Here is a 26,033-nt window from a genome sequence, read left to right on the forward strand (position 1 = left end):
ACCCCATTCGCGAGCAAGCGCTCCCACAGGAACTCATCGTTTCGGAGAGTCTCCATGAATTCCTCGACCTACCCTGCCGCCCAGCACGTCATGGTGCTCTACACCGGTGGCACCATAGGCATGCAAGCCAGCGCCCACGGCCTGGCCCCGGCGTCCGGTTTCGAATTGCGGATGCGCGAATATCTGCATAGCCAACCTGATCTCGTGGTACCGCAGTGGCGCTTTCGCGAGATGGCGCCACTGATCGACAGCGCCAACATGAGCCCGGCCTACTGGCAGCAACTGCGTGAAGCGGTAGTCGATGCTGTTGACGTTCAAGGCTGCGACAGCGTGCTGATCCTGCATGGCACCGACACCCTCGCCTACAGCGCTGCGGCCATGAGCTTTCAACTGCTCGGACTGCATGCCCGCGTGGTGTTCACCGGCTCGATGCTGCCGGCCGGCGTGACCGACAGCGATGCCTGGGAAAACCTCAGCGGGGCGCTGGTTGCGTTGGGCCAAGGCCTGGCGCCTGGCGTGCATCTGTACTTCCACGGCGAACTGCTGGACCCGACCCGTTGCGCGAAGGTTCGCAGCTTCGGTCGTCATCCGTTCAAGCGACTGGAACGTCAGGGCGGCGGCGTGAAGGCGACGTCCTTGCCTTCACAGCTGACCTACAACCAGAACAAGCAACTGGCGAAAGTCGGCGTGCTGCCATTGTTTCCCGGGATCGGCGCCGAGCAGCTGGATGGTGTGTTGGGCAGCGGCATCCAGGGCCTGGTGCTGGAGTGTTACGGCAGCGGCACCGGCCCGAGTGACAACCCTGAGTTTCTCGCCAGTCTGGAGCGGGCACGGGACAAGGGTGTTGTGGTCGTGGCGGTTACGCAATGTCATGAAGGGGGCGTTGAGCTGGATGTCTACGAAGCGGGCAGTCGCTTGCGTGGCGTTGGCGTGTTATCCGGTGGTGGCATGACCCGCGAGGCCGCGTTCGGCAAATTGCATGCGCTGTTGGGCGCAGGGCTCGAAACCGCTGAGGTTCGGCGACTGGTCGAACTCGACCTCTGCGGCGAACTGAGCTGACACTACCTAAATCCTGTGGGAGCGGGCTTACTCGCGAATGCGGTGCGTCAGTCAAATTTATATTGGCTGACACACCGATTTCGCGAGCAAGTCCATTCCCACAGGGTTGTCCTTGGGCACATAACTTGCTCCACTTCCAGTAAGCCCAAGGCTGGAAGCCCTTATGCTCCACTCCCACCTCACCACTCTCAACGCCGTCTCCCTTGTGCTCGACACCTTCAAGGCCGAAGGCCTGTCCAGCGAAGCACTGCTCGCGGGAAGTGGCATCAGCGCGGCGGATCTGAGCCGGGCCGACACGCGCATCACCACCAACCAGGAGATGCAGGTCTGCGCCAACGCCGTCGCGCTCAAGCGTGATATCGGCCTGGAACTGGGCCGGCGCATGCACGTTTCGTCCTACGGCATGCTGGGTTATGCGCTGCTCACCAGTGCCACCTTCGGTGACGCTTTACGCCTGGCGATGCGTTATCCGGCGCTGTTGGGAACACTTTACGAGCTGAGTCTGGAAGATGACGGCGAGCGCATCTGGTTCGTCGCCGCCGATTACCGGGAGAACCCAGCACTGGCAGTGTTCAACGCCGAGTTCTGCCTGGTGTCGTTGAAAGTCATCTGCGACGACATGCTCGGCCATCCGTTGCCGTTGTTGGCGGCGCGCTTCGAACATGCCGCTCCCGACTATGAGGCGACCTACGCCGGGCACTTCAATTGCCCGCTGAACTTCGAGGCGCGGGACAACGCGTTCGCCTTCGACCGGCGCTGGCTCAACCAGCCCCTGCCGCTGGCCGATGTCATCACCCATCAGGCCATGGCCGAGCGTTGCCGCAAGCAAAACACCGAGTTCACCGGGCGCCAGGCCTGGCTGGGGCGGATTCGGCAACTGCTGCGCGCGCAATTGAATGCGGCACCGGGGCTTGAAGGCTTGGCGCAGCAGATGAATTGTTCGGCGCGGACGTTGCGCCGGCACCTCAAGGATCTTGGGTGCAGCTATCAGGAATTGCTCGACGAGTTGCGCTTCGAGCAGGCCAAACAAATGCTCTGCGAGGATCGTCTGCCGATCTATCGGATTGCCGAGGCGTTGGGATTCAGCGAGACCGCGAGTTTCCGGCATGCGTTTGTGCGCTGGAGTGGTGTGGCGCCCAGCCAGTTTCGGCCTTGAGGGCTGCGTTGTTCGGGATGCCGTCTTCGCGAGCAAGAACGCTCCCACAGGGGATTTGCGTCGTACACAAGTGTTGCGTTCATTGAAGATCAATTGTGGGAGCGGGCTTGCTCGCGAAGGCGCCCACAAGAACGCCAAAAGCTTTGCAGGCAAGCCCGCTCCCACAGGTCAGCATTCCATGCTCTCAACCGGGGCACCGTCGCGCCAATAAGGGGCGAATTTCGGTCAAATCTTTTGGCCATATCGATCCCCTTTTGGCCTTTCCTGCCGTTCTCCGAAACGTCGCCCGCCGCAAGACTGTGTTCAACCGAATCAGCCTGCGGAGAACAAGAAAATGCTGACGATCTACTCGGACGATCACCACCTGCATCATGGCCGTTGTGAATTGATGGACGGGCAATTGATGCCCTGCTTTGAAATGCCCTCGCGAGCCGATCACGTTCTACAACGCGTGCAGTACCGTGATCTCGGCCCGGTTGAAGCGCCACAGGATTTTGGCCTCGGGCCGATCGCGCGCGTTCACGACCGCGACTACCTCGACTTCTTTAAAGGCGCCTGGGCACGCTGGACCGAATTCGGTACTGACGGCGACTTGCTGCCCTACACCTGGCCAGCCCGCACCCTGCGCCGAATCATGCCCACCAGCCTGCACGGCCAGCTCGGCTATTACAGCTTCGACGGCGGCGCCCCGATCACCGCCGGCACCTGGCAAGCGGCGTACAGCGCGGCGCAAGTCGCCCTGACTGCTCAAGCGGTGATTCAGCGCGGTGCGCGCAGTGCCTTCGCCCTTTGCCGTCCACCGGGACACCACGCCGCCAGCGATTTAATGGGCGGTTATTGCTACCTCAACAACGCCGCCATCGCTGCTCAGGCGTTTCTCGATCAGGGCCACAAAAAAGTCGCGATCCTCGATGTCGATTACCACCACGGCAACGGCACCCAATCGATTTTCTACGAGCGCAGCGACGTGCTGTTCACCTCGATCCACGGACATCCGGAAGCCGAGTTCCCGTTCTTCCTCGGCTACGAGGATGAGCTCGGCGAAGGCGCGGGCGAAGGTTTCAACTTCAACTACCCTTTGCCGGCTGGCAGCGGTTGGGACACTTGGAGCGCAGCTCTGGAACAAGCCTGCAAAGAGATTGAGAAGTACGGCGCCGATATCGTCGTCGTCTCCCTGGGCGTCGATACGTTCAAGGACGATCCGATCTCCCAGTTCAAGCTCGACAGCCCGGACTACCTGGCGATGGGCGAGCGCATCGCGGGCCTCGGCAAGCCGACGCTGTTCGTGATGGAAGGCGGTTACGCGGTGGAAGAAATCGGCATCAATGCCGTGAACGTTCTCGAAGGTTTTGAAAGCGCCCAATGAGGAATTAGAAGAATGAACAGACTCAAGCGTTTTATCGCTCCCGCTCTGTGCGCCACGGTGCTCAGTGGCGCCGTTCACGCCGAAGAACGAACGTTGCGCGTCTACAACTGGTTCGACTACATCACCCCGAAAGCGCTGGAAGATTTCAAGGCGCAGAACACCCAGACCAAACTCGTCTACGACATCTTCGACACCAACGAAGCGCTGGAGGCGAAACTGCTGACCGGTAACTCCGGTTACGACGTGGTGGTGCCGTCCAACGTGTTCCTCGCCAAGCAAATCGAGGCTGGTGTGTTCCAGCCGCTGGATCGCAGCAAACTGCCGAACTGGAACCACCTCGATCCCAAGCTGATGAAGCTGATCGAAGCCAACGACCCGGGCAACAAATTCGCCGTGCCGTACATGTACGGGACCATCCTGATCGGTTTCAACCCGGACAAGATCAAGGCTGCATTAGGTGATAACGCACCAGTGGACAGCTGGGACCTGATCTTCAAGGAAGAAAACATCAGCAAGCTCAAGCAGTGTGGCGTTGCCCTGCTCGACTCGCCATCGGAGATCCTGCCACTGGCCCTGCAACACCTCGGCCTCGATCCCAACAGCAAGAAGCCGGCGGATTACGAAAAGGCTGAAGCGCTGCTGATGAAGATCCGTCCATACGTCACCTACTTCCATTCGTCCAAGTACATGGCCGACATCGCCAACGGTGACATCTGCGTCGCGGTCGGTTATTCCGGCAGCTTCTCCCAGGCAGCCAACCGCGCCAAGGAAGCCAAGAACGGTGTGATCGTCGACATGCGCCTGCCCAAAGAAGGCGCACCGATCTGGTTCGACATGCTCTCGATCCCCAAAGGCGCGAAAAACCCGGAAGACGCCTACACCTTCATCAACTACTTGCTGCAACCCCAGGTGATCGCACCGGTCAGTGACTTCGTTGGTTACCCGAACCCGAACAAAGACGCCACGGAAATGGTCGATCCGGCGATCCGTAACAACCCGAACCTTTACCCGACCGAAGCGGCGATGAGCACGCTCTACACCCTGCAACCGCTGCCGCGCGATGCCGAACGTGCGCGAACCCGGGCCTGGACCAAGATCAAGTCCGGCACCTGACACAACCGCTGAAAAGCGAAGACCCGCATGCGCGGGTCTTTTTTTTCCTGCGATATTTATCTACCACCTGATGCACTCGGCCTCTCCCTACCTTGCTCTGATCCGGCGCTGTTCATCGACAGCGACCTCAACCACCAGACAAGGAAATGGTCATGCCCGAGACTGCTGCGCCCAGCACAGATGATTTGCTCACCCAACTGGTGACCGGCCCTTCGATCACCGAAGTCGCCTCGACCGCCCTGCGTCCCGCCCTCAAGGCGTTGTACCCGGAGCTGGATATCGACCCGGCAGTGACCATGGTCGTGACGCCGACCTGGCGCATCAGCGGCGAAAAAGTCACGCCCGACAGCAGATGGTTCGAACCCCTCACCGACGTACTGGTGCGGCTCGCGCTGTCTGGAACCACGGAGACCTACATCGACGGCGAACACTTCCTGACCCTGCAGCCGAGCGTCGAATCGGCGCTCCAGCTGCCGGTGAAAATCGATGCGATCGGCGCCCTGCTCAACGAACTCGCACCGTTGCTGTTCACGGCCTACCAGGAACAACAGGTCGACTACTGGAACGAAACCACCGATTCTTCACAACCGCGTTGGCATCAACTATCCGACACCCTGCGCAATCTGTGGAACACCGGCTTGCCCCAAGGCTGGGATAAAGACCAGCGAGCAATGGCTCAAGTTGTATTCAACACACCCGACAAGGTGCAACGCCTACCCGCCGATCCCTACCAGACCCGAGCCTGTCTGATCGATCTTGATCGGGGCAACAAGGGCCACCATCTCAATATCCTCGACACCGCCGTGCTGATCGGCACCCTCGGTAATCGCACGTTGATCCTGACCTACTCCCTCATCGAGGGATACAAAAGCTTTGATTCCCTGGACGACTTGGCTGCGGCGCTCTTGTCGCCACCGGACACGCCCGATCCCGGAGCGGCTTCGCACTGGCGGCTGTTCGAGCCCGAAGGCAACTTCTTCGACCATCAGGCCTGCACCCTCATTGCGCTGGAGGCCGACGCCATCGGCGCCATCAACTTCTTTCAGCGACCGTCTCTGACAGCATTTCGAGCCCACGACGCTGTCGGCGCCAACGAACAGACGTCGACTGAGCGCACCTCTCAATTCACCCGCATGGAACATCAGCTACCAGAATGGCTGGATACCGCGTTACCGGCGGATCAGAGCTGTTACAGCCGGCATCTGCTGGATCTGGCCCAGGTACAGCGGCGGAGTAAGGGCAAGACATTTCAAGGCGAGATTCCGAGTATCAAAGCATTCGCCCTGGATGCGCTGGGCGCACAATTGCGCAAGGACCATCCCGAGGCTTCCGAGCTGAAGCTTGATGACGTCGAGATCAGCATCACCAGTGTGGTGGCCTGGGGCACCTTTATCTTGCCCGGCAACACCGAAACCCTGACCCTGACCCTCAGCGAGCTGGCCCTGCAGAACCTCGCCGGACTGCCGCTGGGTAATTGCACCGTCCGTTACAAGGATGGCACTGACGTGCCGGCGTGGATGACGCCTGACTATCTGAAAACGCTGGTCACCACGGTCAATATCGGCGCGATCTACCCCGCCATGCTCCAGCGAAAGCTGATCGACGACACCGTGCAAGCCGCGCATCTGCAAGCGCTGTACAGTCGGCAGCTCGCCATCGAACTGCCGTTGATGGCGTTGCAGTACAAGATCCGCGGCAAGGCAGGCATGGATCAGCAAGGTTATCGCTACGTCGTCGCCGCGCTGGCGACCGAGCCGGGAAAGCGACGGGTGGACGGGCAAGAGATCGTGATTCGTCCCTTGGCATTCATCACTGGCAATCACGCAAATGATGCTCCCGACGAAGCGGGCAACATGTTCGTGATCGGCCCCCGGGACCCGGAAAAGGGCCCTTGTCTGCTCTACCGGCCATTGCTCGAACCGCCATTGCTCCAGTATCCGTCCCGGACCAATTTGCTCTATGCGATCAAGCATTCGAGGGCGCTCCGGCAGTCGGTATTGGCCTGGCTGCCGGACGATGTTCGTTTCAATTACTCCCAGTACGTGTTCCCCGGATCGCTGCCCTCGGTCTGGACGGTGCCACAGCTGTTGGTCGACCCTTCGATTGCCATCAATATGACAAAACCCGTTGTGTTCGGTGAGCGCGTCATCGAAGCCGACCGGCTGGTAACTCTGTTCCAGACCAACACGCGAGCATTAATTACCCAGGCAGACCGGCAGTCAGTGTCCAATGCCGAGGCACGCTGGGCCACCCTCAAGCGCGGCGGCTGGATGCTGTTCAACGCAGCGCTGCCGTTTCTGGGGCGTGGCGCGGGTACCGCCGCCTGGATCTGGCAAATCATGGATGACCTGCAAGCTGTGGCTGACAGCCAGGAGCAGGCGCAAGACCTCGACTGGTCGGCAGTGGCCGATATTTTCCTGACCCTGGGCATGGTGCTTGCTCATCGGGCAGCGACTCGCGAAAAACCTGTAACGCCCCCTATCGAACAGACTGAAACCGCTCGCTCATCCCCGGAAGAAAAGCCGTCAACCCCAATCGCGATGATCCGGCTACCGGACATTGCCTCCGCGGAACTGCCCGAACCCCACGAAACGTCGCTTTACGCCATCGGCGCACTGAACCGTTCCCGTCCGGAGCTGGGCAAACTGCTGGACAGCCTGAAGATCAATGAGCCCGACGGGCTGACAGAACCGTTGACCACCGGGCCTCACCAGCATCTGCGTGCACTGGGAGAAAAATGGTATGCACGGGTCGGCGATCGCTGGTTCGAAGTCATGCTCAACGACAACGAGGACGTGCAGATTGTCGATAACCGCCAGTCCTCGCCCCGTGCCGGTCCCCTGCTGCGTAGCAATAGCTCAGGCGAGTGGTTCGTCGATCTTCGACTGCGCCTGCGCGGTGGCGGCCTGAGAAACCGCCGCAAGCAACTGCAGCGTCAGAATCAGGAACAGCTGCGCAAGCAGAAAGAAGAAATCGCCGCGTTTGATGCCGGGTTGGGGGGCAAGCGGATGCAACTCTTCAACGCTCGGCGAGCCATGCTGGATGCCTCTCCGGAAACCGCCGACAGTGCGCGCAAGCAGTTCCTCGACACCCTTGATTCGCAGGCGAAGGAATACTGCGTCCACATCGAAAACCTGAAGGCACTGAATATTCTCGAATCCGTCCCCAACTACCGCACAGCGATGCTTGATCGGCTGTCCCTGCAACTGTTCCTGATGCAATCCTGGCTTGATGAGCGCTATCCAGTGTTCCGAACCCGTCTGGTCACCACGCTGGACCTTCTCGATAAAAAAGACCCTGTCCCCAGGGAAAACCGTTCCGTCGTCTTTAAGGAAATGAGCGACCTGACTGAGGGCATCATCGACAAAATCGAATTCGCGCAATCACGCTTCAAAGAACTCAGCCTGCTGGGCAAGGAGGCCGTCGAAGTCAGCCGTCAATACAAGGCCAAGCTTCCGCCTTTCGAGCTGCAGGATCTGAAGCTGCTGCAAATCATCCTTGGCCAAGAGCTATGCCTCAAGACCGGACCGCAAGAGGCCCTGGAGGACATGAGGCTGAGTCTCGACAAGCTGCTCGAAGACGCCGCGCTCAACATCCAGAGCGCCCATGACCTGGCCGCGGATGAAAGCTTGCACAACCTCGGTGAACGGATCGAGGCGACGAACAACCTCGTCGAGCAGTTTTCGATCATCGACCAGCGCTTTCTCGACTTCTCCACCGAGTTCCCGGAGCACCTCGACACCGAGCGACTGGAGCAGACACGAAAACGTGTCGCGCAATTCCATACGGACACCGTTCAACAGCTGTCGAACCTGTTGCGCGACCAGCGCCTTGTAGAACCCGTGCCAGGGCCATCCAGGCCGTCTGCGACACCGACCCGAAAAATCATCAAGACTCGTTTCAAAGGCACGCTCGTTGGCCTGCCGCGTAAAAATGCCAGTGGCCAAGAGAGTGATCTGGTCGATGTGATTGCGCCACTGACGGGCAAGGTAATCGCCACCTTCCACGAAAAAACGCCAGGCGTGTGGGTCGAGCGAGTGACCACCAACGCACCTACGCCGGTCAGGACAAGCCCCAATCTGTCAAGCAGTCTTCAGGGCGCACAAACACTACTCGATGAGCTGCCGGCCTTCATCCAGCGTACTGAATCCCATACCCGTCGTGCCCCACGCATTCCCAAGGAAATCGAAGAGATTTACCGCCAGCACGCATCACGCCTGCGTGATGCCATGGAAAAGATTGATAAGGCCCTGAGCGCCAGCAATGTCACCGAAGGTCCGGCATCCGCCACCACCTTGCGCAACCAGCTTGAGAGCGCTGCAACGGACCTGTATGCAAAAGGTCGCAGCACGCGAATCGAACTGACCAAGCAGCAGCCACCGACCGCCGCACGGGTTGAATGGTTGAAGAGCAAAGATGAAGTGACGATCCCGAAAGCCACCGAGCGACGCAGGCTAAAAGGGCCGAGGAAGGACTATTTGCTGGAATACGAAATTCTCGACAAAAAAACCAACACCGTGTTGTGGTACGCGCACTTCCACTACGCCAACCCGACCGATCCGCTGGAATCGTTCACCGCCGGCCATCTCAAAACCATCGACCAGCGGCGACTGGGGGGTGCCTACGATTGGCGCGATCCCCACAGTAATCAGGAGCTCATCGCCATTTACCGCAGCGAAATCAATCGCACGTTGGCCACCGCATTGTTTTTCACTTAAGACTCATGGGCGACAGGGTCCCGCTGTGCGCGGGACCTTTTTCCTAACGATATTTATGTACCGCACTCCCCGGTCCACACCTGGCTACTGTCGATTCGCCCCCGGACGGCAGTACTCGCCGATCCGCCCTTATCCGACCGGACCAGACTCATGACCGAAACTGTCACAGCCCCCACAAACAATCGCTCAGCGTCACTGTTGTTGCAAAAAAGCCGACTGGTCGATCAAGCGAGCGCCGGCCCCTCTTTACGTGATGCCGCTGCGCAGCTCCTGCAAACGGCTATGAAAGCGCTTGGCCCCGATCAAGAAATCAATCCCGACAAAACCATGATCGCTTCGCCGACGGAAGATCAGGACCACGAAACGACACTTGCCTTTCACTTCGAATCGTTGACCCATGCGCTGATCCGCTTGGCTTACAGTAAAACCACGGCCAATTACATTGAGGGCGAACACTTCCTCACGCTCGCCCCCCATGCCAGCGATCCGGTTCACCTGGCGATCAGCATGGACGCAATCACGCAACTGCTGAACGACAACGCACCCTTTCTGTTCGTGATCCTCGAACAGCGTCAATTGGACTTCTGGAATGCCACCGGTGAACAGCTGCCGCGCTGGCAAGAACTATCGGACACGTTGAAGGCGGCACTCGATGTTCAGTCCGCCGATGGCTGGAACGCTGATCAATGCGCCCTGGCCCGCCTCATTACGCAACAACCCGACAAAGCCTTGCGCACCACCACTGGCACAGCCTTGTCGGATATACGTGCCTGCCTGCTCGATATCGATCTGGTGGACGGCCAGACCACGACTCACCTGCTGCTCGCGGCTGCACTGGTGTTGACCGCGACCCTTCAGAACCGGGAGTTGATCGTGATGTACACGATCGAAAACGGCTACGAGTCATTCAGCTCCCTGGCAGAACTGGGCGCCTCGCTACCGGCGCGCATCAATGATCTGGACCTGACCGGCCGCCGTCTCCAGTGGCGGCTTTATGAACCTGAGGGCAATTACTTCGACGCTGCCGTATGGGCCCTGATCGGTGAGCAGCTTGATGCCATTGATGCGCTCGCCCCTTCCAGCCCCGCCCCCCTGCCGAGAAAAACCGCCGACGCCACCGAACACGGCAGCCCTGTCAGTGCGCGGGACAATGCTCGATTCAAGCTGTTAAACAAGGCCGTACCTGACTGGCTGCTAGCCGGTTCGATTGACGAACTTCAGGCTTACAGCCGCTATATCACCGACCTGGGAGCATTGAGAGCCCAGGCAGCCAACGACAGTACTGAAGAGATCCCCGTCATCCAGGCCTTCGCGCAAAAACAGATGTGCGATGCCATCGTTGCCGACAAGGAAGAGGCTGCGCATCAGGCATTGAATGAGATTCGGATCACTGTCACGCAAAGCTTCGAGGTCGGTGGTTTCACCTTGCCTGACCCCATGCATGAGCGTTACGAAACCCTGGGTGAATTCGCCCTGCAGAACACACCGCCTTACCTGGCCACGGTGGCTTACGCAGATGGCAAGCCGGCACCGTCCTGGATGACGGTTGATTACCTGTCGCGTATTTCCTCTCAAGTGGACATCGGCACGACCTACCCGAAGCTGCTCAAGCGCCATTTGATTGATGACCCGGTGCAAGCCTTGCGCGAAAAGCAGCGCTTCCATCGTGAGCTCCCTTTGCTGCTGCCGTTACTGGCCCTGGAGTGCAAGCTCAAACAAGAAGGCGGGGTCGATGAGCGAGGTTACCGCTACGTCTGCCAACTGATGGACGCCATCAAAAGCGGGCAATCAACGTCCGATCACCCCGTCAACATTCGCCCGCTGGCGTTCATGCCCAGACATCGACTCGGCCATACGCCGGATACCGTGGTCAACGTGTACATCATCGGCCCACGTGATCGGAGCGCCGGTCCTTGCCTGCTTTACGCGCCACTGCTGGACCAGCCGCTCAGGCAGTTTCCCTCGCTGCAAAACCTGGTGTACGCGCTTTACCAACCCGGAGAGCTCAGGGATTCGGTACTGGCGTGGCTGCCAACCCAGGCGTTGAGTTTCGAATATGCCCAGTACGTGTTTTCGTCGGGGCTCCCCTCGCCCTGGACCGTTACTCAACTCGCCTTCGAGCCGTTTATCCATCTGGACCTGACCGGCACCGTCAAGCTCGCCGATACGCCCCTGACGGGCGATGTCCTTGCAAGCCTGTTCACCGCGCACAGCCAGGCCATGGTCGAACTGGCAGACCGCCAGTCCACGTCCAACGCGGAGCGGCGCTGGTCAATACTGGCGGACAGCGGTTGGGCGATTTTCAGTATTGCGGCCAACTTCCTGACCGGCGCTGCGGGCACCGCTGTATGGGTCTGGCAAAGCATCAACCAGATCCAACAGGCACTCGATGCCCACGAGCGCGGCGACACCCTCGTGGAGTGGACTTCGATCGGTGACGTGCTGCTGGCCTTGGGTATTATCCTCACGCAACGGTGGGCATCGCGACGCATCCACGCCCTACAGCCTGGCCGTAAAAAAAACCGGTCGGTTCTTCCGACTGAAACCTCGCTTACGCTGCCGGCGCTCAAGCCGACGGAATTTCAAGCGCCTGACGCGCCCACCGGGCCATTGCCTCCATCGCACCTGACCGCCCTGGCACCCAACGCGTTGCCCCGCTCCACCACAGAAGCACGGTTTGTGCGGCAGATCGACAGCTTCAAGGTGACGGCACCGAATCTGCCCCATCCGCCGCAACCCTCGGCCAACCATCTGCATGAGTTCAACGCGAAGCTGTACGCCCAGGTGGGTGAGCGTTGGTTTCAGGTCCGTGTCGAAGATGACATCGTGACCATCGTCGATCCCGATGACCCTTCGCGAGTCGGTTTCGAAGTTCGATACGATCCCCATCAGGGACAGTGGTACTGGGACCTGAAACTTCGCCTGCGTGGCGGAGCGCCGCCCGGCAGGATCGAAGCGATGCGGCAAGCCAAAACCAGGCGAAACCAAGACGCGTGGGTGGCCCTGCATCGTTTTCTGGTGCAGGAAGAGGCAAAAAAAAACGCCGTCACCACGGCCATGGAAGCACTTTCCGTTGAAGAGACGCCGGCAACAACCTTCGATGAAACGGCAACCGGTTACCTCGCCCAGGCCGATGAGCTCGCCAAGGGCTACAGCCAGGCACTCGACGATCTTGAGCAATGGCGCGAAACCGGTGGCGCGGGGGTTTTTTATCAAGCCCAACTAATGCGCCTGACCATCGAACAGCATCGCTACACCGGCGCCTGGCTGAGGGTGAAGATGAGGAAGTACGCCATCACCACCAAGCCGTTGGTCGAGCATCTGGAAAGCGGCACACCGATGCCTCGAGACAAGCAGATCGAAATAGCCGGTACGGCCATTCAGCTGAGCGACGAAATGATTGAACGGCTGCAGCGTCTCCATCTGTCGCTGGACAAGCTCACGGCAACGACACGCCCGGCTCAAAAGGTCGGCGCGGCCCTGACAAAATTGCTGCCTACATTTACCCAGCTCGATCTCGAAGCCAACGAAATCGGCATGTCCAACGAACTGTGCGTTCGTGAACGCCCCGGCAAGAACCTGCAAGAGGTCAGGCAGCTTGTCGTCAAAATCTTCGAGAAAGCTGCCAATAGCGTTCACCAACTGATCGAACTCGAAGACGCGGTGCAGCCTCCCGAAACCCAAGAGCAACGCATTGATCTGCTCGCCACACTGGTCGATCAGCTGGCTGGTACCGAGCAACGCCTTCAGGAGCTTTCTACCGCGTGGCCCGATCACCTGGATACCGCCCGACTCGACCGCATCAAGAGGTTGATCAAGAACTTTCACGAACTCGCACGAAGTCGGCTGCTCAAACGGCTACCTGAGCCAGAAGAAACGACCCCAATCACCAAGCCTGAGCCTGGCCCTTCCACCTCTCGGCCCGTGGTTAAAGTCACCAAAAGCCGAGCACGCAGTGGGTCGGACGGCGATATCCCGACCAGCGAAAAAACAGAACAGGGCGAAAAGATCCCGCTGATCAAAATATCGTCCACCCGTCCAAAGCCCAGCGCGACATTAGATGACGAGTGCATTGTGGCGAGTGCGCTTTCGTTGAATGCAGAAGTCGACGACTTCATCAGACGTACTCGCGCCGACGCTCAGCGGCCCGGGCGAATTCCGGCGGACATGAAAGACCTGCTCGATCAACATGCAACCAGACTGGAGCAAGCAGCCAGTGATGTTGAAGCGACCAACGCCAGAAGAAACGCCGCCGCAGAAGATCCTTTCCCGGTAGCGACCCTGCCTGGGGAGCTTCGCTGGGACGCCGTCAAAATCCGAAAGGAAGGCATTAAGGTGTATTCCGCCATGATCAAGGCCCGCAAACCTCGAGAGGCGTACCTCAAATGGCTGGAGAACAATCAACAGGTCGAGATCGTTGACGACGGGCAAGGCCGGATCAAAACCAAACAACGCAAAGACTACTTCAAGGAATACAAAATTCTCGATAAGACCCGCGAGAACCAGGCGCTATGGGTGGCGCACTTTCATTACGACAACCTGACGGATCCCGCCGATCAGTTCACGGCGGCCCACCTGAAGTTCTCTGATGCGTATCTTCAATCGCTGGATACCAAGACACGTCAGCAACTGGACACTTTTGACGCCGTCGACAACGCGCTGCGCCGGATCATCGATCCGGTGGTGCGGGATCTGTTCCTGAAACCCGAGACCCGGACGACGCCCCAAATCTGAAACGATCAGCTCCAGACCTTGCGCAAACGTGCCAGAGCCGCCTCGATCGCCGGCTCTGGCACGGCCGCGAAACCCAATACCAGCCCGGCCCGCTGATCTGGCGGAATGAGAGAGTCCGGTAGCCAATAGCTGCTCAACCCATTGACCTCGACGTCCACGCTTGCGGCTTGTGTAATCAACTCCCGCTCACGGGCCACGCTGTTCACCGAGACCGTCAAGTGCAACCCCGCCGCCACACTGGGCACGCTGCCAACCCCCTCGATGTTGGTCGGCCAATGAGCCAATAGACAATTGCGCCGACTGAGTGCCGCGCGACGCATGCGGCGAATATGGCGCTGGAAATGCCCGGCGGCCATGAACTCGGCCATGACGGCCTGGGTGCTCACCTCGGAATGTCGCACGTCCACCGCGCGCCGTTGCGCAAACGCCTCCACCAGCCCCGATGGCAACACCAGATAACCCAGGCGCAACGCCGGAAACGCGACCTTGCCGAACGTCCCCACATACAGCACCCGCCCGTGACGATCGAGTGCCGCCAACGGCGCCAGTGGCGCGCCGCTGTAACGGTACTCGCCATCGTAATCGTCCTCGACGATCCAGCCTTGGGTGCGTTCGGCCCAGGCCAGCAACTCCAGTCGTCGAGCCAGGCTCATGACCACCCCGGTCGGGTATTGGTGGGACGGCGTGACATAGGTCAGCCGGCAATCAGCGAGCCCCGCCAGTTCGGCGCAGTCGATGCCCTCGCTGTCCACCGCCACCCCGTGCAATCGCGCACCGGCCACGGCGAACGCATGACCCGCCGCGCGATAACCCGGATTTTCAATCGCCACCCCGTCGCCCGGCTCCACCAGCAACTGTGCACAAAGGCTAATCCCCTGCTGCGCGCCGCTGGTGATCACAATTTGCTCAGCCGTGCACTGCATACCCCGCGAACTGCGCAGGTAGGCGGCAATCAGTCCGCGCAACCGGGGATCGCCCGCCGGGTCGCCGTAACACAGCTGCTGCAAGTCAGGTTTGCGCCAGAAAGCCGCATTCAGCTTGGCCCACACCTCGAAGGGAAACAGATCGAACGCCGGCACACCGACCCGAAAAGCCCGAGGCGGGCCACTCGGAGGTGTTGGCAAATGGTTCTTTTCCACGCGCCCCAACGCGCCGCTGTGGATAACTTTGCTGGATGAAATCACAGGTAAATCGGATGAAATTGTGGATAAGGCTGTGGGTAAGCCTGTTGACAACCCTGTGGATACTTTTGTGGATAGTTTTTTCACTGGCAGCGCGGTTTGCGGCAATTGCGCAACATATGTGCCGTCACCGACCCGCCCCTCGATGAAGCCTTCGGCGTAGAGCTGGTCGTAGGCGCGCACCACGCTGTTGCGGGAAATCGCCAAAGCCGCTGCAAGATCCCGACTTGCCGGCAAACGCGTACCGCTGGCCAGTCGTCCGTCCAGCACTCGCACGCGCAATGCCTGATAGAGCTGGCGACTCAGACCCTGGCGGCGATCCAGTTCGATTCCCGCGGGGTTGAACGACAAGGACAGCGGCTCGCTAGTCATCACAATGGACCTATGAAATTGGTCGTTAATGGCTCTTACAACAGACCAATAGCCTGCCTAGGATGCAGACATTCGCCAAGGAATATTTCCATGTACACGCCACGCAGCTTTGCCATCGACGATTTGCCGGACCTGCAGCAACAGATACTCGGCACCCGCCTCGCCGTGCTCGTCACCCAAGGAGAGCAAGGCCTGCAAGCCAGTCATTTGCCGCTGCTGTTGAACCTCGACGAAGGCCCGAATGGCACCCTTTACGGACACTTCGCCAAGGCCAATCCGCAATGGAAAGAACTGCAGAACGGCGCCGAGGCGCTGGTGATCTTTGCCGGTGCCGACGCTTATGTCAGCCCGGGGTTTTATCCGAGCAAAGCCGAGCACGGAAAAGCGGTGCCGACTTGGAACTACGTGGCCGTGCACGCGTATGGCACGGCACAAGTTTTTACTGATGCTGATCGCCTGCGCAACTTGGTCAGCGCTCTGACTGATCGTCACGAGTCAGGTCGCGCCAATCCGTGGAAAGTCGCCGATGCCCCCGCCGATTATATCGACGGCATGCTCAAGGCCATCGTCGGTTTTGCCCTGCCGATCCAGCGCCTGGAAGGCAAGCGCAAGCTCAGCCAGAACCGCAGTTCAGCAGACATCGCCGGTGTGCGTGAAGGGTTGGCCACCAGCCCCGATGTGCACGACCAGGCCCTCGCCCACTTGATGCGTTAAGGAATGAACATGAGTCAGATCGAGATTCGCCAGGTCACCGCTGACGACCACGCCGCGTGGCTGCCGTTGTGGCAAGCCTACCTGCGCTTCTACAACACCGAGCTGCCTGAAGCGGTCACCCAAAGCACCTGGCAGCGCATGCTCGACCCGAGCGAAACGACCCACGCAGCTCTTGCCTGGGCTGATGGCAACGCGGTGGGCATGGTGCATTTCATCTACCATCGTTCCAACTGGAGCATCGAAAACTCCTGCTACCTGCAAGACTTGCTGGTGACCCCGCAAACCCGCGGCACCGGCATTGGTCGCAAGCTGATCGAATTCGTCTATACCACGGCCGAGGCCGATGGTTGCTGCAAGGTCCATTGGTTGACCCACGAAACCAACGCCACCGCGATCCAGCTCTACGAGCGCATCGCCGAACGCCCCGGTTTCATCCAGTTTCGCAAAGCCATTTAAGGTTCAAGGAGAGCAGCATGTCGACTTCACTCGCGGACTGGAAAGGCGTACCCGCCCCCTCGGTCCAACTGATCGAAGGGCGTTTCATTCGCCTGGAAAAACTCGACCCGACCCGCCATGCCGACGGCTTGTGGAAAGCCTTGGAAGGCCCGGGCTCCGATCCAAAGCTTTGGGATTATTTGCCTTACGGTCCATTCCCGGAACGCAGCGTGTTCAACGATTGGCTGAACAATCACGCGGCCAACAGCGACCCGTATTTCTTCACCGTGATCGACCGTGCCAGCGGTGATGTGCAAGGCATTCTCAGCCTGATGTCGATCGTTCCCTCTCAAGGTCGCATCGAAATCGGCCACGTCACTTTCGGGGCGCCCATGCAGCGTTCACCGAAAAGCACCGAGGCGGTTTACCTGCTCGCCAAAGAGTCATTTGCCTTGGGATACCGGCGTCTGGAATGGAAGTGCAACAACGGCAATGCCCGCTCCAAGTACGCGGCGGAGCGTTTGGGCTTCAGTTTTGAGGGCGTGTTTCGCCAGCACATGGTGGTCAAGGGGCAGAACCGGGATACAGCCTGGTACTCGATTCTGGACTCGGAATGGCCAGCAATTGGGGCGGGATTTGAGAAATGGTTGAGCGATGAGAACCAGACGGAGTCTGGGCAGGTGAAGACGTTGGTGGAGTGTCGGGGTTAAGGGCAGCAGTAGATAAGTTTCTGCTATTTCGCCAACGCTGATTTCCGGGAATGCTGTAGGGAAAGACGTCTGATGCTCGGGTGAATCCGGAGGGAGTCGAAGCCCGCCGCTGATTCGGCTACAAGCGAAGTCTCTGCGCCTTGCGAAACACCCGGAAATGCCCGGCATCCGCAATTTTCATCGACTTTTAGAGTTTGGCCTCCTGTCAACAGAGGCCAAAATCGATGCCCGCTCAACACAAATACCGACCACAACACCTCGCCTTGGCGATTGCACTTGCCTTGGGTTGCGCTGAATTCGCGATTGCTCAGCAAACCACTGGCGAGTTATCTCCTCCTTCGGTAAAAACGCCGGAGGAGCTGATTAAAGATCTCAACGCCTTCCTCAAAGCCACCACCGCCGACGTCATCAAAAACGCAGATGACTGGAACAAGCTTCAACTCGGCGAGAGTGATGACTTGGTCAGAGTCCTTGCTCAAGAAAGTTTTGATGGAATCGTGGAAGGGGGTAGTGGCAACAACGTCATGCAACTCGATTCCGCTAAAGGTGGAAAGATAGGCGAAAGTCGCCAATTCCAGCGACTCGAGGTAAAGAATGGATCCTGGACTCAGACAGGTTCCGGTGATTTCAGCATCGGCGCCTTGGTCCGCCCGAAAGCAACGCTCACCAATGAAGGACACATCGCAGGTGGTGCAGTGGTCCAGGGCACTCTGTTCAACAACGGCTTGATCGGTGGCGATATTGCCGTCCTGAAAGGTGGCAACCTGAGCAACATGGGCAATGTCGAAGGCCGGATCAAGATCCGTGAACAGGGGGCCTTCAGTGGCAAAGGCAGCGTCGGCGCTCTCGAGGTGCATGGCCAGCTTCATGTAAACCGATTACAAGGTGCCCCTACGGTAAAAGGCAACATGAGCCTCTCCAAAACGGCGGTAGTGTTCTACGAAGTCAGCCCCGATGGTTCCAGCGAAACCATCAAGGTCACTGGCACCGCCAGCCTTGGCGGTGCAACCCTGAACGTAGTCGCGGCAGAGGGCGAATTTCCGCAAACTAGCCAGTACACCATCATTGAAGCCAACAAGATTGAAGGCGAATTCGGCGCTGTATCCAGCAACTTGATGTTCATGACGCCAACCTTGCGCCCTACAGAGCAGACCGTCGAACTGACCTACGACCGCAACGGCGTGACAATCGATCAAGCCGCAATCAGCGAGAACGGTAAAGTGTTCGGCGCCAGCGTTGAAGAGCCCGAAGTCGTCCCCGAGGGACAGGCAACATCCCGCTCGGATGACTCGGACATAACTGCACAAATTCCGTCCACCGCTACCGAGGACTCTCCCTCTGAGCTGACGCCATCTCCCATGGGCTCCACGGCCAACGTTTCCCCGACTTCAGCTCCGGTCCCCCGCACTCCTGTCACGCCACCAGCGCCCATCCGCCCAACAAATGCCGCTATCACCGCACTGCTCGGCTCCAGCAAAGCCACTGCCGCCCAGGCCATCGAACAACTCGCCGCAGGCAGCAACGCCAATCTGGCCAATGCCACGTTGAGCAGCGTCAATCCGGTCAGCACCAGCATGCTGTCAGCCATGCGCCGGCTGGATAGCAAGGACGGTCTGAGCGCTCTGAACAGGCAGAACAAAGCACCCCGTCTTGCGGCGGGTAGCGAAACCAGCGGCAGGGTCTGGGTCCAAGCCTTGGGCAACGGCGGCACACTGGATCGCAGCCATGGCAGTAGCGCCCTGCAACATTCCACCCAAGGCCTGGTACTCGGCGCTGATTGGGCGATCGATGAGCAATGGCGACTGGGCGTGATCGGCAGCAAGTCACAGACTCGGCTGGACGGCAGTCAATTGGATGGCGACCTCGACAGCTGGCACCTGGGCACCTACGCCCTGCGCCAAAGCGGCCCTCTGGCATTGCGCCTGGGGGCGACTTACAGCAACCACAACGGCAGCAGCAAACGGCGGGTGGCGTTCAATGGGTTCAATGACCGGCTCAAAGGCAGCTATGACGCCGGCACCCAGCAAGCCTTTGCAGAGGCTGGGTACGATTTCGGCAGCGGCAACGTCAGCGCCGAACCCTTTGCCGCCCTCGGCTACCAGCGCTATCAGCGCGATAGCTACACAGAAAAAGGTGGTGCCGCCGCTCTGCAGGTCCGCGGGCAAACCCGGGACAACTTCAGCAGCACCTTTGGCCTGCGACTGGCGCAACTCAATACGCTGGATAACGGCATGCAACTGACACCGCGATTCAGCGCTGGCTGGAAGCACGTCTACGGTGATGTCGACAGCAAGACTCAACAACGACTGGCCACCGGCGGCAAGATTTTCACTGTGGAAGGCGCGACACTGGACCGGGACAGCCTGATGCTCGACGCCGGGCTGGACCTGGCCCTTTCGGCGCGACATACGCTAGGAATCGGCTACAACGGCGAGGTTGGCAGCGATAGCCGCAGCCACGGCGTCATGGGCCAGTGGCGAATGGCGTTCTGACCTGACCGAACATGCGATACCTGTGGGAGCGGGCTTGCTCGCGAAAGCGGTGTGTCAGTCAAAATTTGAATCGACTGACACTCCCTCTTCGCGAGCAAGCCCGCTCCCACATTTGATTCGAGGTGACGTCGGGAAAACGATTTACCCAAACACGGGACGAAAAAAAAAGGGGAGCACATGCCCCCCCGAGGTTTAAAGCGTTGTATCTCGGCTGTTAACTCAGCCTTCGATCTCAATCAGGATTTCGCCCGGGTTCACCCGATCGCCCTTGGCCACGTGAATGGCGGTAACTTTGCCGGCGATGGCCGCCTGGACTTCGGTTTCCATCTTCATCGCTTCGGTAATCAGCACCGCCTGGCCAGCCTTGACGGTATCGCCTTCCTTGACCAGCACATCGACGATGTTGCCCGGCATGGTGGTGCTGACGTGGCCCGGTGCAGTGGCTTGCTTGCGCTTGCTGCTGCCGCCGCTGACGAATTCGTTGAGCGGTTCGAACACCACCTCTTCCGGCATGCCATCGATGGACAGGTAGAAGTGACGCTTGCCTTCGGCCTTGACGCCGACACCGGTGATGTCGACGCGATAGGTTTCGCCGTGGACGTCGATGACGAACTCGGTCGGCACGCCTTCACCACCAGCCGAGGCCACGCCGCCCGCTTCAGGAATCGGCAGCAGCACCTCAGGTGTCAGGATGCCGGCAGCGCGTTCTTCGAGGAACTTGCGACCGATGTCCGGGAACATGGCGTAGGTCAGCACGTCTTCTTCAGACTTCGCTACGGAGCCGATTTCGGCACGCAACTTGGTCATTTCCGGCTTGAGCAGATCAGCCGGACGAACGTCAATCACCTCTTCGCTACCGATGGCCTGGCGACGCAGTTTCTCGTTAACGGTGCCCGGCGCCTTGCCGTAGCCGCCTTGCAAGTAGAGCTTCACTTCGTTGGTGATGGTTTTGTAGCGCTCGCCGGCCAGCACGTTGAAAAACGCCTGGGTGCCGACAATCTGCGAAGTCGGGGTCACCAGCGGCGGGAAGCCGAGGTCTTCACGAACGCGCGGGATCTCTGCCAGCACTTCGCTCATGCGATTAAGAGCGCCCTGCTCTTTCAACTGGTTGGCCAGGTTGGAAATCATCCCGCCCGGTACCTGGTTGACTTGCACGCGGGTGTCGACGGCAGTGAACTCACTTTCGAACTGGTGGTATTTCTTGCGCACGGCGTAGAAGTACAGACCGATCTCTTGCAGCAGTTCCAGGTTCAGGCCGGTGTCGAATTCGCTGCCTTTAAGGGCGGCGACCATCGACTCGGTGCCTGGGTGGCTGGTGCCCGAGGCGAAGCTGGATATCGCAGTGTCGATGTGATCGGCACCGTTTTCGATAGCCTTGAGTTGGCACATGGTGGCCAGGCCAGCGGTGTCGTGCGAGTGAATGAACACTGGCAGCGACTGCTCGGATTTCAATGCCTTGACCAGCTCGCCAGTGGCGTACGGAGTCAGCAGACCGGCCATGTCCTTGATTGCCACCGAGTCGCAACCCATGGCTTCCATTTGCTTGGCCTGGGCCACGAACGCGTCGATGGTGTGCACCGGGCTGGTGGTGTACGCGATAGTGCCCTGGGCGTGTTTGCCGGCGGCTTTCACCGCTTCGATGGCTACGCGCAAGTTACGCACGTCGTTCATGGCGTCGAAGATGCGGAACACGTCGATGCCGTTGACCGCTGCCTTGGCGACGAAGGCTCTGACGACGTCGTCGCTGTAGTGGCGGTAGCCCAGCAGGTTCTGGCCACGCAAGAGCATTTGCAGGCGAGTGTTAGGCAACGCGGCGCGCAGTTGGCGCAGACGCTCCCACGGGTCTTCTTTCAGAAAACGTACGCAGGCGTCGAACGTCGCGCCGCCCCAGCATTCCAGCGACCAGTAGCCGACTTTGTCGAGCTTGTCGCAGATCGGCAGCATGTCTTCGGTGCGCATGCGGGTGGCGAGCAGCGATTGGTGGGCGTCGCGCAGGATTGTGTCTGTTACGTGGATTTTCTTGCTCATTGTTCTATTCCTCACAGGCCTGCGTGGGCGGCGATGGCGGCGGCGATGGCCAGGGCCAGCTCTTCGGGTTTGCGCTTGATCGAGTAGTTGGTCAGTTCAGGGTGGCTTTCAACGAAGCTGGTGTTGAACTGGCCGCTACGGAATTCCGGGTTACGCAGGATTTCCTGGTAGTACGCGGCGGTGGTCTTGACCCCTTGCAGACGCATGTCGTCGAGGGCGCGCAAGCCACGGTCCATCGCTTCTTCCCAGGTCAGCGCCCACACCACCAGTTTCAGGCACATGGAATCGTAGAACGGCGGAATGGTGTAGCCGGTGTAGATCGCCGTGTCGGTGCGCACGCCGGGGCCGCCGGGCGCGTAGTAACGGGTGATCTTGCCGAAGCTCGGCAGGAAGTTGTTTTTCGGGTCTTCGGCGTTGATCCGGAATTGCAGCGCGAAACCGCGGTGCTGGATGTCTTCCTGTTTGACCGAAAGCGGCAGGCCGGACGCGATGCGAATCTGCTCGCGAACGATGTCGATACCGGTGATTTCTTCGGTGATGGTGTGTTCCACCTGCACCCGGGTGTTCATCTCCATGAAGTACACCTCGCCCTCGGCGAGCAGAAACTCCACGGTGCCGGCATTCTCGTATCCCACGGCCTTGGCTGCACGCACCGACAGGTCGCCGATGTACGCGCGCTGTTCCGGGGTCAGTTGCGGACTCGGGGCGATTTCGATGAGCTTCTGGTTGCGCCGCTGGATCGAGCAATCACGCTCGAACAGATGCACCACGTTGCCGAAGCTGTCGCCGAGGATCTGCGCTTCGATGTGTTTCGGGTTGACGATGCACTTTTCCAGGAACACTTCCGCGGAACCGAATGCCTTGGTGGCTTCGGAAATGACTCGCGGGAAAGCCTGTTCGAGATCTTCGCGGCTGTCGCAGCGACGGATACCCCGGCCGCCACCACCGGAAGTGGCCTTGAGCATGACCGGATAACCGATGCGGTCGCCTTCGGTGAGCGCTTCGGCGATGTCCGCGACATTGCCTTCAGTGCCTGGAGTAACCGGCACGCCCGCCTTGATCATGCTGCGGCGGGCTTCGGTCTTGTCGCCCATGCGGCGAATCACTTCAGCCGATGGACCGATGAACTTGATGCCGCGTTCCGCGCAGATGTCCGCCAGTTCAGCGTTTTCCGAGAGGAAACCGTAGCCGGGATGCAATGCATCACAACCGGTTTCCACCGCCAGATTCACCAGTTTGCGCGCGTTCAGGTAACCGGCCAATGGCTCGGCACCGATGCTATGGGCCTCATCCGCGCGCTTCACATGCAAGGCATGGCGGTCGGCGTCGGAATAGATCGCGACCGAGCGAATGCCCATCTCGGCGCAGGCACGCACGATTCGTACGGCAATCTCACCACGGTTGGCGATCAGGATCTTTTTTATCACTTGGAGGTTCCCTTGAGCCGGTGGTACCCACGACCTGCTAGACCAGGTCGACGCGTGACCAAATGTTTCGATTTAGTCGCAGCCCCACACTAGCCCTCACAAGGGATTAACAAAAATGATTAATTATTGGGTCAGGCATAAGTAAAGACTTATAGTTGACGCATCAGCCACGGACCAGAGCTCTTATATTATGCGTAAGTCTTTGATGCGTATGACATTACGTCAGTTGCAGATCTTCAACGAGGTCTGTGATTTGAGGTCCTACAGCCGCGCAGCCGACGAAATGTCTCTCACACAACCTGCCGTGAGCCTACAGATTCGTCAACTCGAGGAGCTGATTGGTCAACCTTTGTTCGATTACGTCGGCAAAAAACTCTACATGACGGAAGCGGCCGAAGCCCTTCAACGCGCCAGTCGGGACATTTTCGGGCGCCTGGAAAACCTCGACATGCAGCTCTCGGACATGCAGGGATCGCTACAGGGTCAGCTGAAACTGGCAGTGGAATCCAGCGCCAAATACTTCGTGCCGCACCTGTTCGCCGCGTTCAAACGCCAGCACCCGGAGGTGAACCTGCAGTTGACGGTGGTCAACCGCGGACAGGTGATCCGCCGCCTCTCCGATAACCGCGATGACCTGGTGATCATGTCCATGGTGCCGCAGGACATGGGGCTGGAGTTCTTGCCGTTCCTTAACAATCCGATCGTCGCCGTGGCACCGCCGGATCATCCTTTGTGTCATATGGGCCCCCTGCGCTTGCAGGATCTCGAGCCCTACACCCTGCTGCTGCGCGAATCCGGCTCCGGGACGCGAATGGCATGCGAAGAGTATTTCAAAGAAAAACGTGTGCACTTCAACCAGACCCAGGAGGTCTCGTCAGCCGAAGCGCAACGCGAATGTGTGTTGGCGGGTCTGGGCGTGGCGCTGTTGACGCGCCACGCCCTGAACCTTGAGTTGGCGACCGGCGGACTGATCGAGTTACCGGTCGAAGAGCTGCCTCTGTTCCGCAGCTGGTGCCTGGTGCAGGCCAAAGCCAAACGGCTGTCACCGGTGGCGCATGCGTTCCTTGCGTTTATCCGCAGCGAACGGATACAGATCAGCGCCCTGGTTGAGCGTTTCGACGGGAAATTACGGGAGCTGCCTGCCAGTAATTGAGTTCCAGCTCGTCAGGAAAATCGCCAATCTCTGCCAGAAGCTGACGGCGTTCGCAGCGATCTTCGATAGCGCGGCGAAATTCCATGCGGCGCTGGTCTTCTTGCTGACGACGGGTTTTGACGGCGCTGTTGCGTTCTTCGTAGGGCTGGGCCATTTCGAGTCTCCCAAGGCGAGTACGGGAGTTTCACGATAGGCGCGAGGGATGACGGTTTGGCGGCTCGAACGTTACAGAGATGTGAAACTTGCGGGAACGTGATGATTTTGAGGACGCTTTCGCGAGCAAGCCTGCCCCCACATTTGATCGCGTACGCCTGAATAACTCGGTCAATGTGGGAGCGGGCTTGCTCGCGAATAAGGTCGGAACGACCTTCCGGCGATGTCAGATGAGAATCAATCGTCCAACGCTTTCACCGACTTGGGCGACAACCGCAAGCTGCGAAGACTGCGTTTCACGCTCTTGAGGTGGTTGACCAGGCTCGGCCCTCGGGCCATGGCCACGCCCATCGCCAACACGTCGATCACCACCAGGTGGGCAATACGCGAGGTCAACGGCGTGTAGATTTCGGTGTCTTCGTGCACATCGATCGCCAGGTTGACGGTCGATAGTTCCGCCAGCGGCGTCTGACTCGGGCACAAAGTAATCAGCGAGGCGCCGCTTTCGCGCACCAGATTAGCGGTGATCAACAAATCCTTGGAACGTCCGGACTGGGAAATGCAAATCGCCACATCAGTCGGCTTCAGCGTCACCGCGGACATCGCCTGCATGTGCGGGTCGGAATACGCCGCTGCGGTCAGCAGCAAACGGAAAAACTTGTGCTGGGCATCCGCCGCTACCGCGCCCGAAGCACCAAAGCCATAAAACTCGACACGCTGCGCCTTGGACATGAGCGACACAGCCCGCTGCAACTCCACCGGATCGAGTTTCTCGCGAACCTCCATCAAGGTGTGCAGGGTGGTATCGAAGATTTTCAGGCTGTAGTCAGCCACCGAATCGTCTTCATGGATCGCGAACTGCCCGAAACTGGCACCCGCGGCAAGACTTTGCGCCAGCTTCAATTTCAGATCCTGAAACCCTGAGCAACCGATGGCACGGCAGAAGCGAACAATGGTTGGCTCGCTGATACCCACGTTGTGGGCCAGGTCGGCCATGGAACTGTGCATCACAGCCGCAGGGTCAAGCAGCACGTGGTCGGCGACCTTGAGCTCCGACTTGCGTAGCAGGTGACGTGACTGAGCGATGTGTTGCAGCAGATTCAAGGGGCTGGACTCTTTGTTATTGGCAGGTGCCGGGGATGTAGCAAGCTTGTAGTTATACTACATGAATCGGCTTTTTGCCTGCTCAATGAGTAACCAGATCCCTCGATTTCAGGTGCGC

At 59.3% G+C, this 26,033-nt stretch carries 16 protein-coding genes; 11 read left to right on the forward strand and 5 right to left on the reverse strand.

Features of this window, described 5'->3' with window-relative positions:
- The first annotated feature begins 54 nt into the window (after positions 1-54).
- The 6 genes from ACA055_RS29665 to ACA055_RS29690 all read left to right on the forward strand — a co-directional run bounded on the left by ACA055_RS29665 (position 55) and on the right by ACA055_RS29690 (position 14,146).
- A complete protein-coding gene (locus tag ACA055_RS29665; protein WP_497681743.1) occupies positions 55-1,059 on the forward strand; it encodes an asparaginase in 1,005 nt (334 codons plus the stop codon).
- Positions 1,060-1,222: 163 nt separating this feature from the next.
- Complete coding sequence (locus ACA055_RS29670) at positions 1,223-2,215, forward strand: AraC family transcriptional regulator (RefSeq protein WP_497681744.1); 993 nt, start codon at positions 1,223-1,225, stop codon at positions 2,213-2,215.
- A 334-nt stretch (positions 2,216-2,549) separates the two neighbouring features.
- Entirely contained in the window at positions 2,550-3,581 is a 1,032-nt protein-coding gene (locus tag ACA055_RS29675) for a histone deacetylase family protein (protein WP_497681745.1), read from the forward strand.
- Positions 3,582-3,593: 12 nt separating this feature from the next.
- Complete coding sequence (locus ACA055_RS29680; RefSeq protein ID WP_497681746.1) at positions 3,594-4,694, forward strand: polyamine ABC transporter substrate-binding protein; 1,101 nt, start codon at positions 3,594-3,596, stop codon at positions 4,692-4,694.
- A gap of 152 nt (positions 4,695-4,846) precedes the next feature.
- The gene (locus ACA055_RS29685; protein ID WP_497681747.1) at positions 4,847-9,412 is read left to right on the forward strand and encodes a dermonecrotic toxin domain-containing protein; all 4,566 of its coding nucleotides are present in this window, start codon (positions 4,847-4,849) and stop codon (positions 9,410-9,412) included.
- A gap of 282 nt (positions 9,413-9,694) precedes the next feature.
- Positions 9,695-14,146: a dermonecrotic toxin domain-containing protein gene (locus tag ACA055_RS29690; protein WP_497681748.1), complete on the forward strand. Its 4,452-nt coding sequence runs from the start codon at positions 9,695-9,697 to the stop codon at positions 14,144-14,146.
- A 5-nt stretch (positions 14,147-14,151) separates the two neighbouring features.
- Here ACA055_RS29690 and pdxR read toward each other — a convergent pair whose 3' ends face one another.
- Positions 14,152-15,699 carry a MocR-like pyridoxine biosynthesis transcription factor PdxR gene (gene pdxR, locus ACA055_RS29695; protein WP_497681749.1) on the reverse strand — a complete coding sequence of 516 codons (1,548 nt, stop codon included), beginning with the start codon at positions 15,697-15,699 and terminating at the stop codon, positions 14,152-14,154.
- A gap of 90 nt (positions 15,700-15,789) precedes the next feature.
- Between pdxR and ACA055_RS29700 the strand changes: the two genes are divergently transcribed.
- The 4 genes from ACA055_RS29700 (at position 15,790) to ACA055_RS29715 (ending at position 20,050) form a co-directional block, all read left to right on the forward strand.
- Positions 15,790-16,413 carry an FMN-binding negative transcriptional regulator gene (locus ACA055_RS29700; RefSeq protein ID WP_497681750.1) on the forward strand — a complete coding sequence of 208 codons (624 nt, stop codon included), beginning with the start codon at positions 15,790-15,792 and terminating at the stop codon, positions 16,411-16,413.
- Between the two features lie 9 nt (positions 16,414-16,422).
- A complete protein-coding gene (locus ACA055_RS29705) occupies positions 16,423-16,869 on the forward strand; it encodes a GNAT family N-acetyltransferase (RefSeq protein WP_497681751.1) in 447 nt (148 codons plus the stop codon).
- Between the two features lie 17 nt (positions 16,870-16,886).
- Positions 16,887-17,558, forward strand: coding sequence for a GNAT family N-acetyltransferase (locus tag ACA055_RS29710; protein ID WP_497681752.1), 672 nt, complete (start codon positions 16,887-16,889; stop codon positions 17,556-17,558).
- Positions 17,559-17,782: 224 nt separating this feature from the next.
- On the forward strand, positions 17,783-20,050 hold the full coding sequence (locus ACA055_RS29715; protein ID WP_497681753.1) for an autotransporter outer membrane beta-barrel domain-containing protein: 2,268 nt from the start codon (positions 17,783-17,785) through the stop codon (positions 20,048-20,050).
- 219 nt (positions 20,051-20,269) lie between these two features.
- Here ACA055_RS29715 and oadA read toward each other — a convergent pair whose 3' ends face one another.
- A complete protein-coding gene (gene oadA / locus ACA055_RS29720) occupies positions 20,270-22,078 on the reverse strand; it encodes a sodium-extruding oxaloacetate decarboxylase subunit alpha (RefSeq protein ID WP_497681754.1) in 1,809 nt (602 codons plus the stop codon).
- A gap of 11 nt (positions 22,079-22,089) precedes the next feature.
- Complete coding sequence (locus ACA055_RS29725; RefSeq protein ID WP_497681755.1) at positions 22,090-23,505, reverse strand: acetyl-CoA carboxylase biotin carboxylase subunit; 1,416 nt, start codon at positions 23,503-23,505, stop codon at positions 22,090-22,092.
- A gap of 190 nt (positions 23,506-23,695) precedes the next feature.
- Between ACA055_RS29725 and ACA055_RS29730 the strand changes: the two genes are divergently transcribed.
- Positions 23,696-24,658 (forward strand): LysR family transcriptional regulator, encoded by a 963-nt coding sequence (locus ACA055_RS29730; RefSeq protein ID WP_497681756.1) that lies wholly within the window; start codon positions 23,696-23,698, stop codon positions 24,656-24,658.
- On the opposite strand, the gene ACA055_RS29735 is transcribed toward ACA055_RS29730, so the two are convergent.
- Both ACA055_RS29735 and hexR read right to left on the reverse strand, forming a co-directional pair.
- Positions 24,600-24,812, reverse strand: coding sequence for a PA3496 family putative envelope integrity protein (locus ACA055_RS29735; RefSeq protein WP_497681757.1), 213 nt, complete (start codon positions 24,810-24,812; stop codon positions 24,600-24,602). The genes ACA055_RS29730 and ACA055_RS29735 overlap by 59 nt on opposite strands.
- Positions 24,813-25,048: 236 nt before the next feature.
- Positions 25,049-25,915 (reverse strand): transcriptional regulator HexR, encoded by an 867-nt coding sequence (gene hexR, locus ACA055_RS29740; protein ID WP_497681758.1) that lies wholly within the window; start codon positions 25,913-25,915, stop codon positions 25,049-25,051.
- Positions 25,916-26,033 lie beyond the last annotated feature (118 nt).

Source organism: Pseudomonas sp. LBUM1657 (assembly GCF_059716075.1).

Bases quoted from the DNA above. Each gene is read 5' to 3' on its own strand.
- ACA055_RS29710 (WP_497681752.1), top strand. From the start codon at position 16,887: ATGTCGACTTCACTCGCGGACTGGAAAGGCGTACCCGCCCCCTCGGTC.
- ACA055_RS29730 (WP_497681756.1), top strand. From the start codon at position 23,696: ATGCGTAAGTCTTTGATGCGTATGACATTACGTCAGTTGCAGATCTTC.
- ACA055_RS29670 (WP_497681744.1), top strand. From the start codon at position 1,223: ATGCTCCACTCCCACCTCACCACTCTCAACGCCGTCTCCCTTGTGCTC.
- ACA055_RS29690 (WP_497681748.1), top strand. From the start codon at position 9,695: ATGAAAGCGCTTGGCCCCGATCAAGAAATCAATCCCGACAAAACCATG.
- oadA (WP_497681754.1), bottom strand. From the start codon at position 22,078: ATGAGCAAGAAAATCCACGTAACAGACACAATCCTGCGCGACGCCCAC.
- pdxR (WP_497681749.1), bottom strand. From the start codon at position 15,699: ATGACTAGCGAGCCGCTGTCCTTGTCGTTCAACCCCGCGGGAATCGAA.
- ACA055_RS29675 (WP_497681745.1), top strand. From the start codon at position 2,550: ATGCTGACGATCTACTCGGACGATCACCACCTGCATCATGGCCGTTGT.
- ACA055_RS29685 (WP_497681747.1), top strand. From the start codon at position 4,847: ATGCCCGAGACTGCTGCGCCCAGCACAGATGATTTGCTCACCCAACTG.
- ACA055_RS29665 (WP_497681743.1), top strand. From the start codon at position 55: ATGAATTCCTCGACCTACCCTGCCGCCCAGCACGTCATGGTGCTCTAC.
- ACA055_RS29705 (WP_497681751.1), top strand. From the start codon at position 16,423: ATGAGTCAGATCGAGATTCGCCAGGTCACCGCTGACGACCACGCCGCG.
- ACA055_RS29715 (WP_497681753.1), top strand. From the start codon at position 17,783: ATGCCCGCTCAACACAAATACCGACCACAACACCTCGCCTTGGCGATT.
- ACA055_RS29700 (WP_497681750.1), top strand. From the start codon at position 15,790: ATGTACACGCCACGCAGCTTTGCCATCGACGATTTGCCGGACCTGCAG.
- ACA055_RS29735 (WP_497681757.1), bottom strand. From the start codon at position 24,812: ATGGCCCAGCCCTACGAAGAACGCAACAGCGCCGTCAAAACCCGTCGT.
- ACA055_RS29680 (WP_497681746.1), top strand. From the start codon at position 3,594: ATGAACAGACTCAAGCGTTTTATCGCTCCCGCTCTGTGCGCCACGGTG.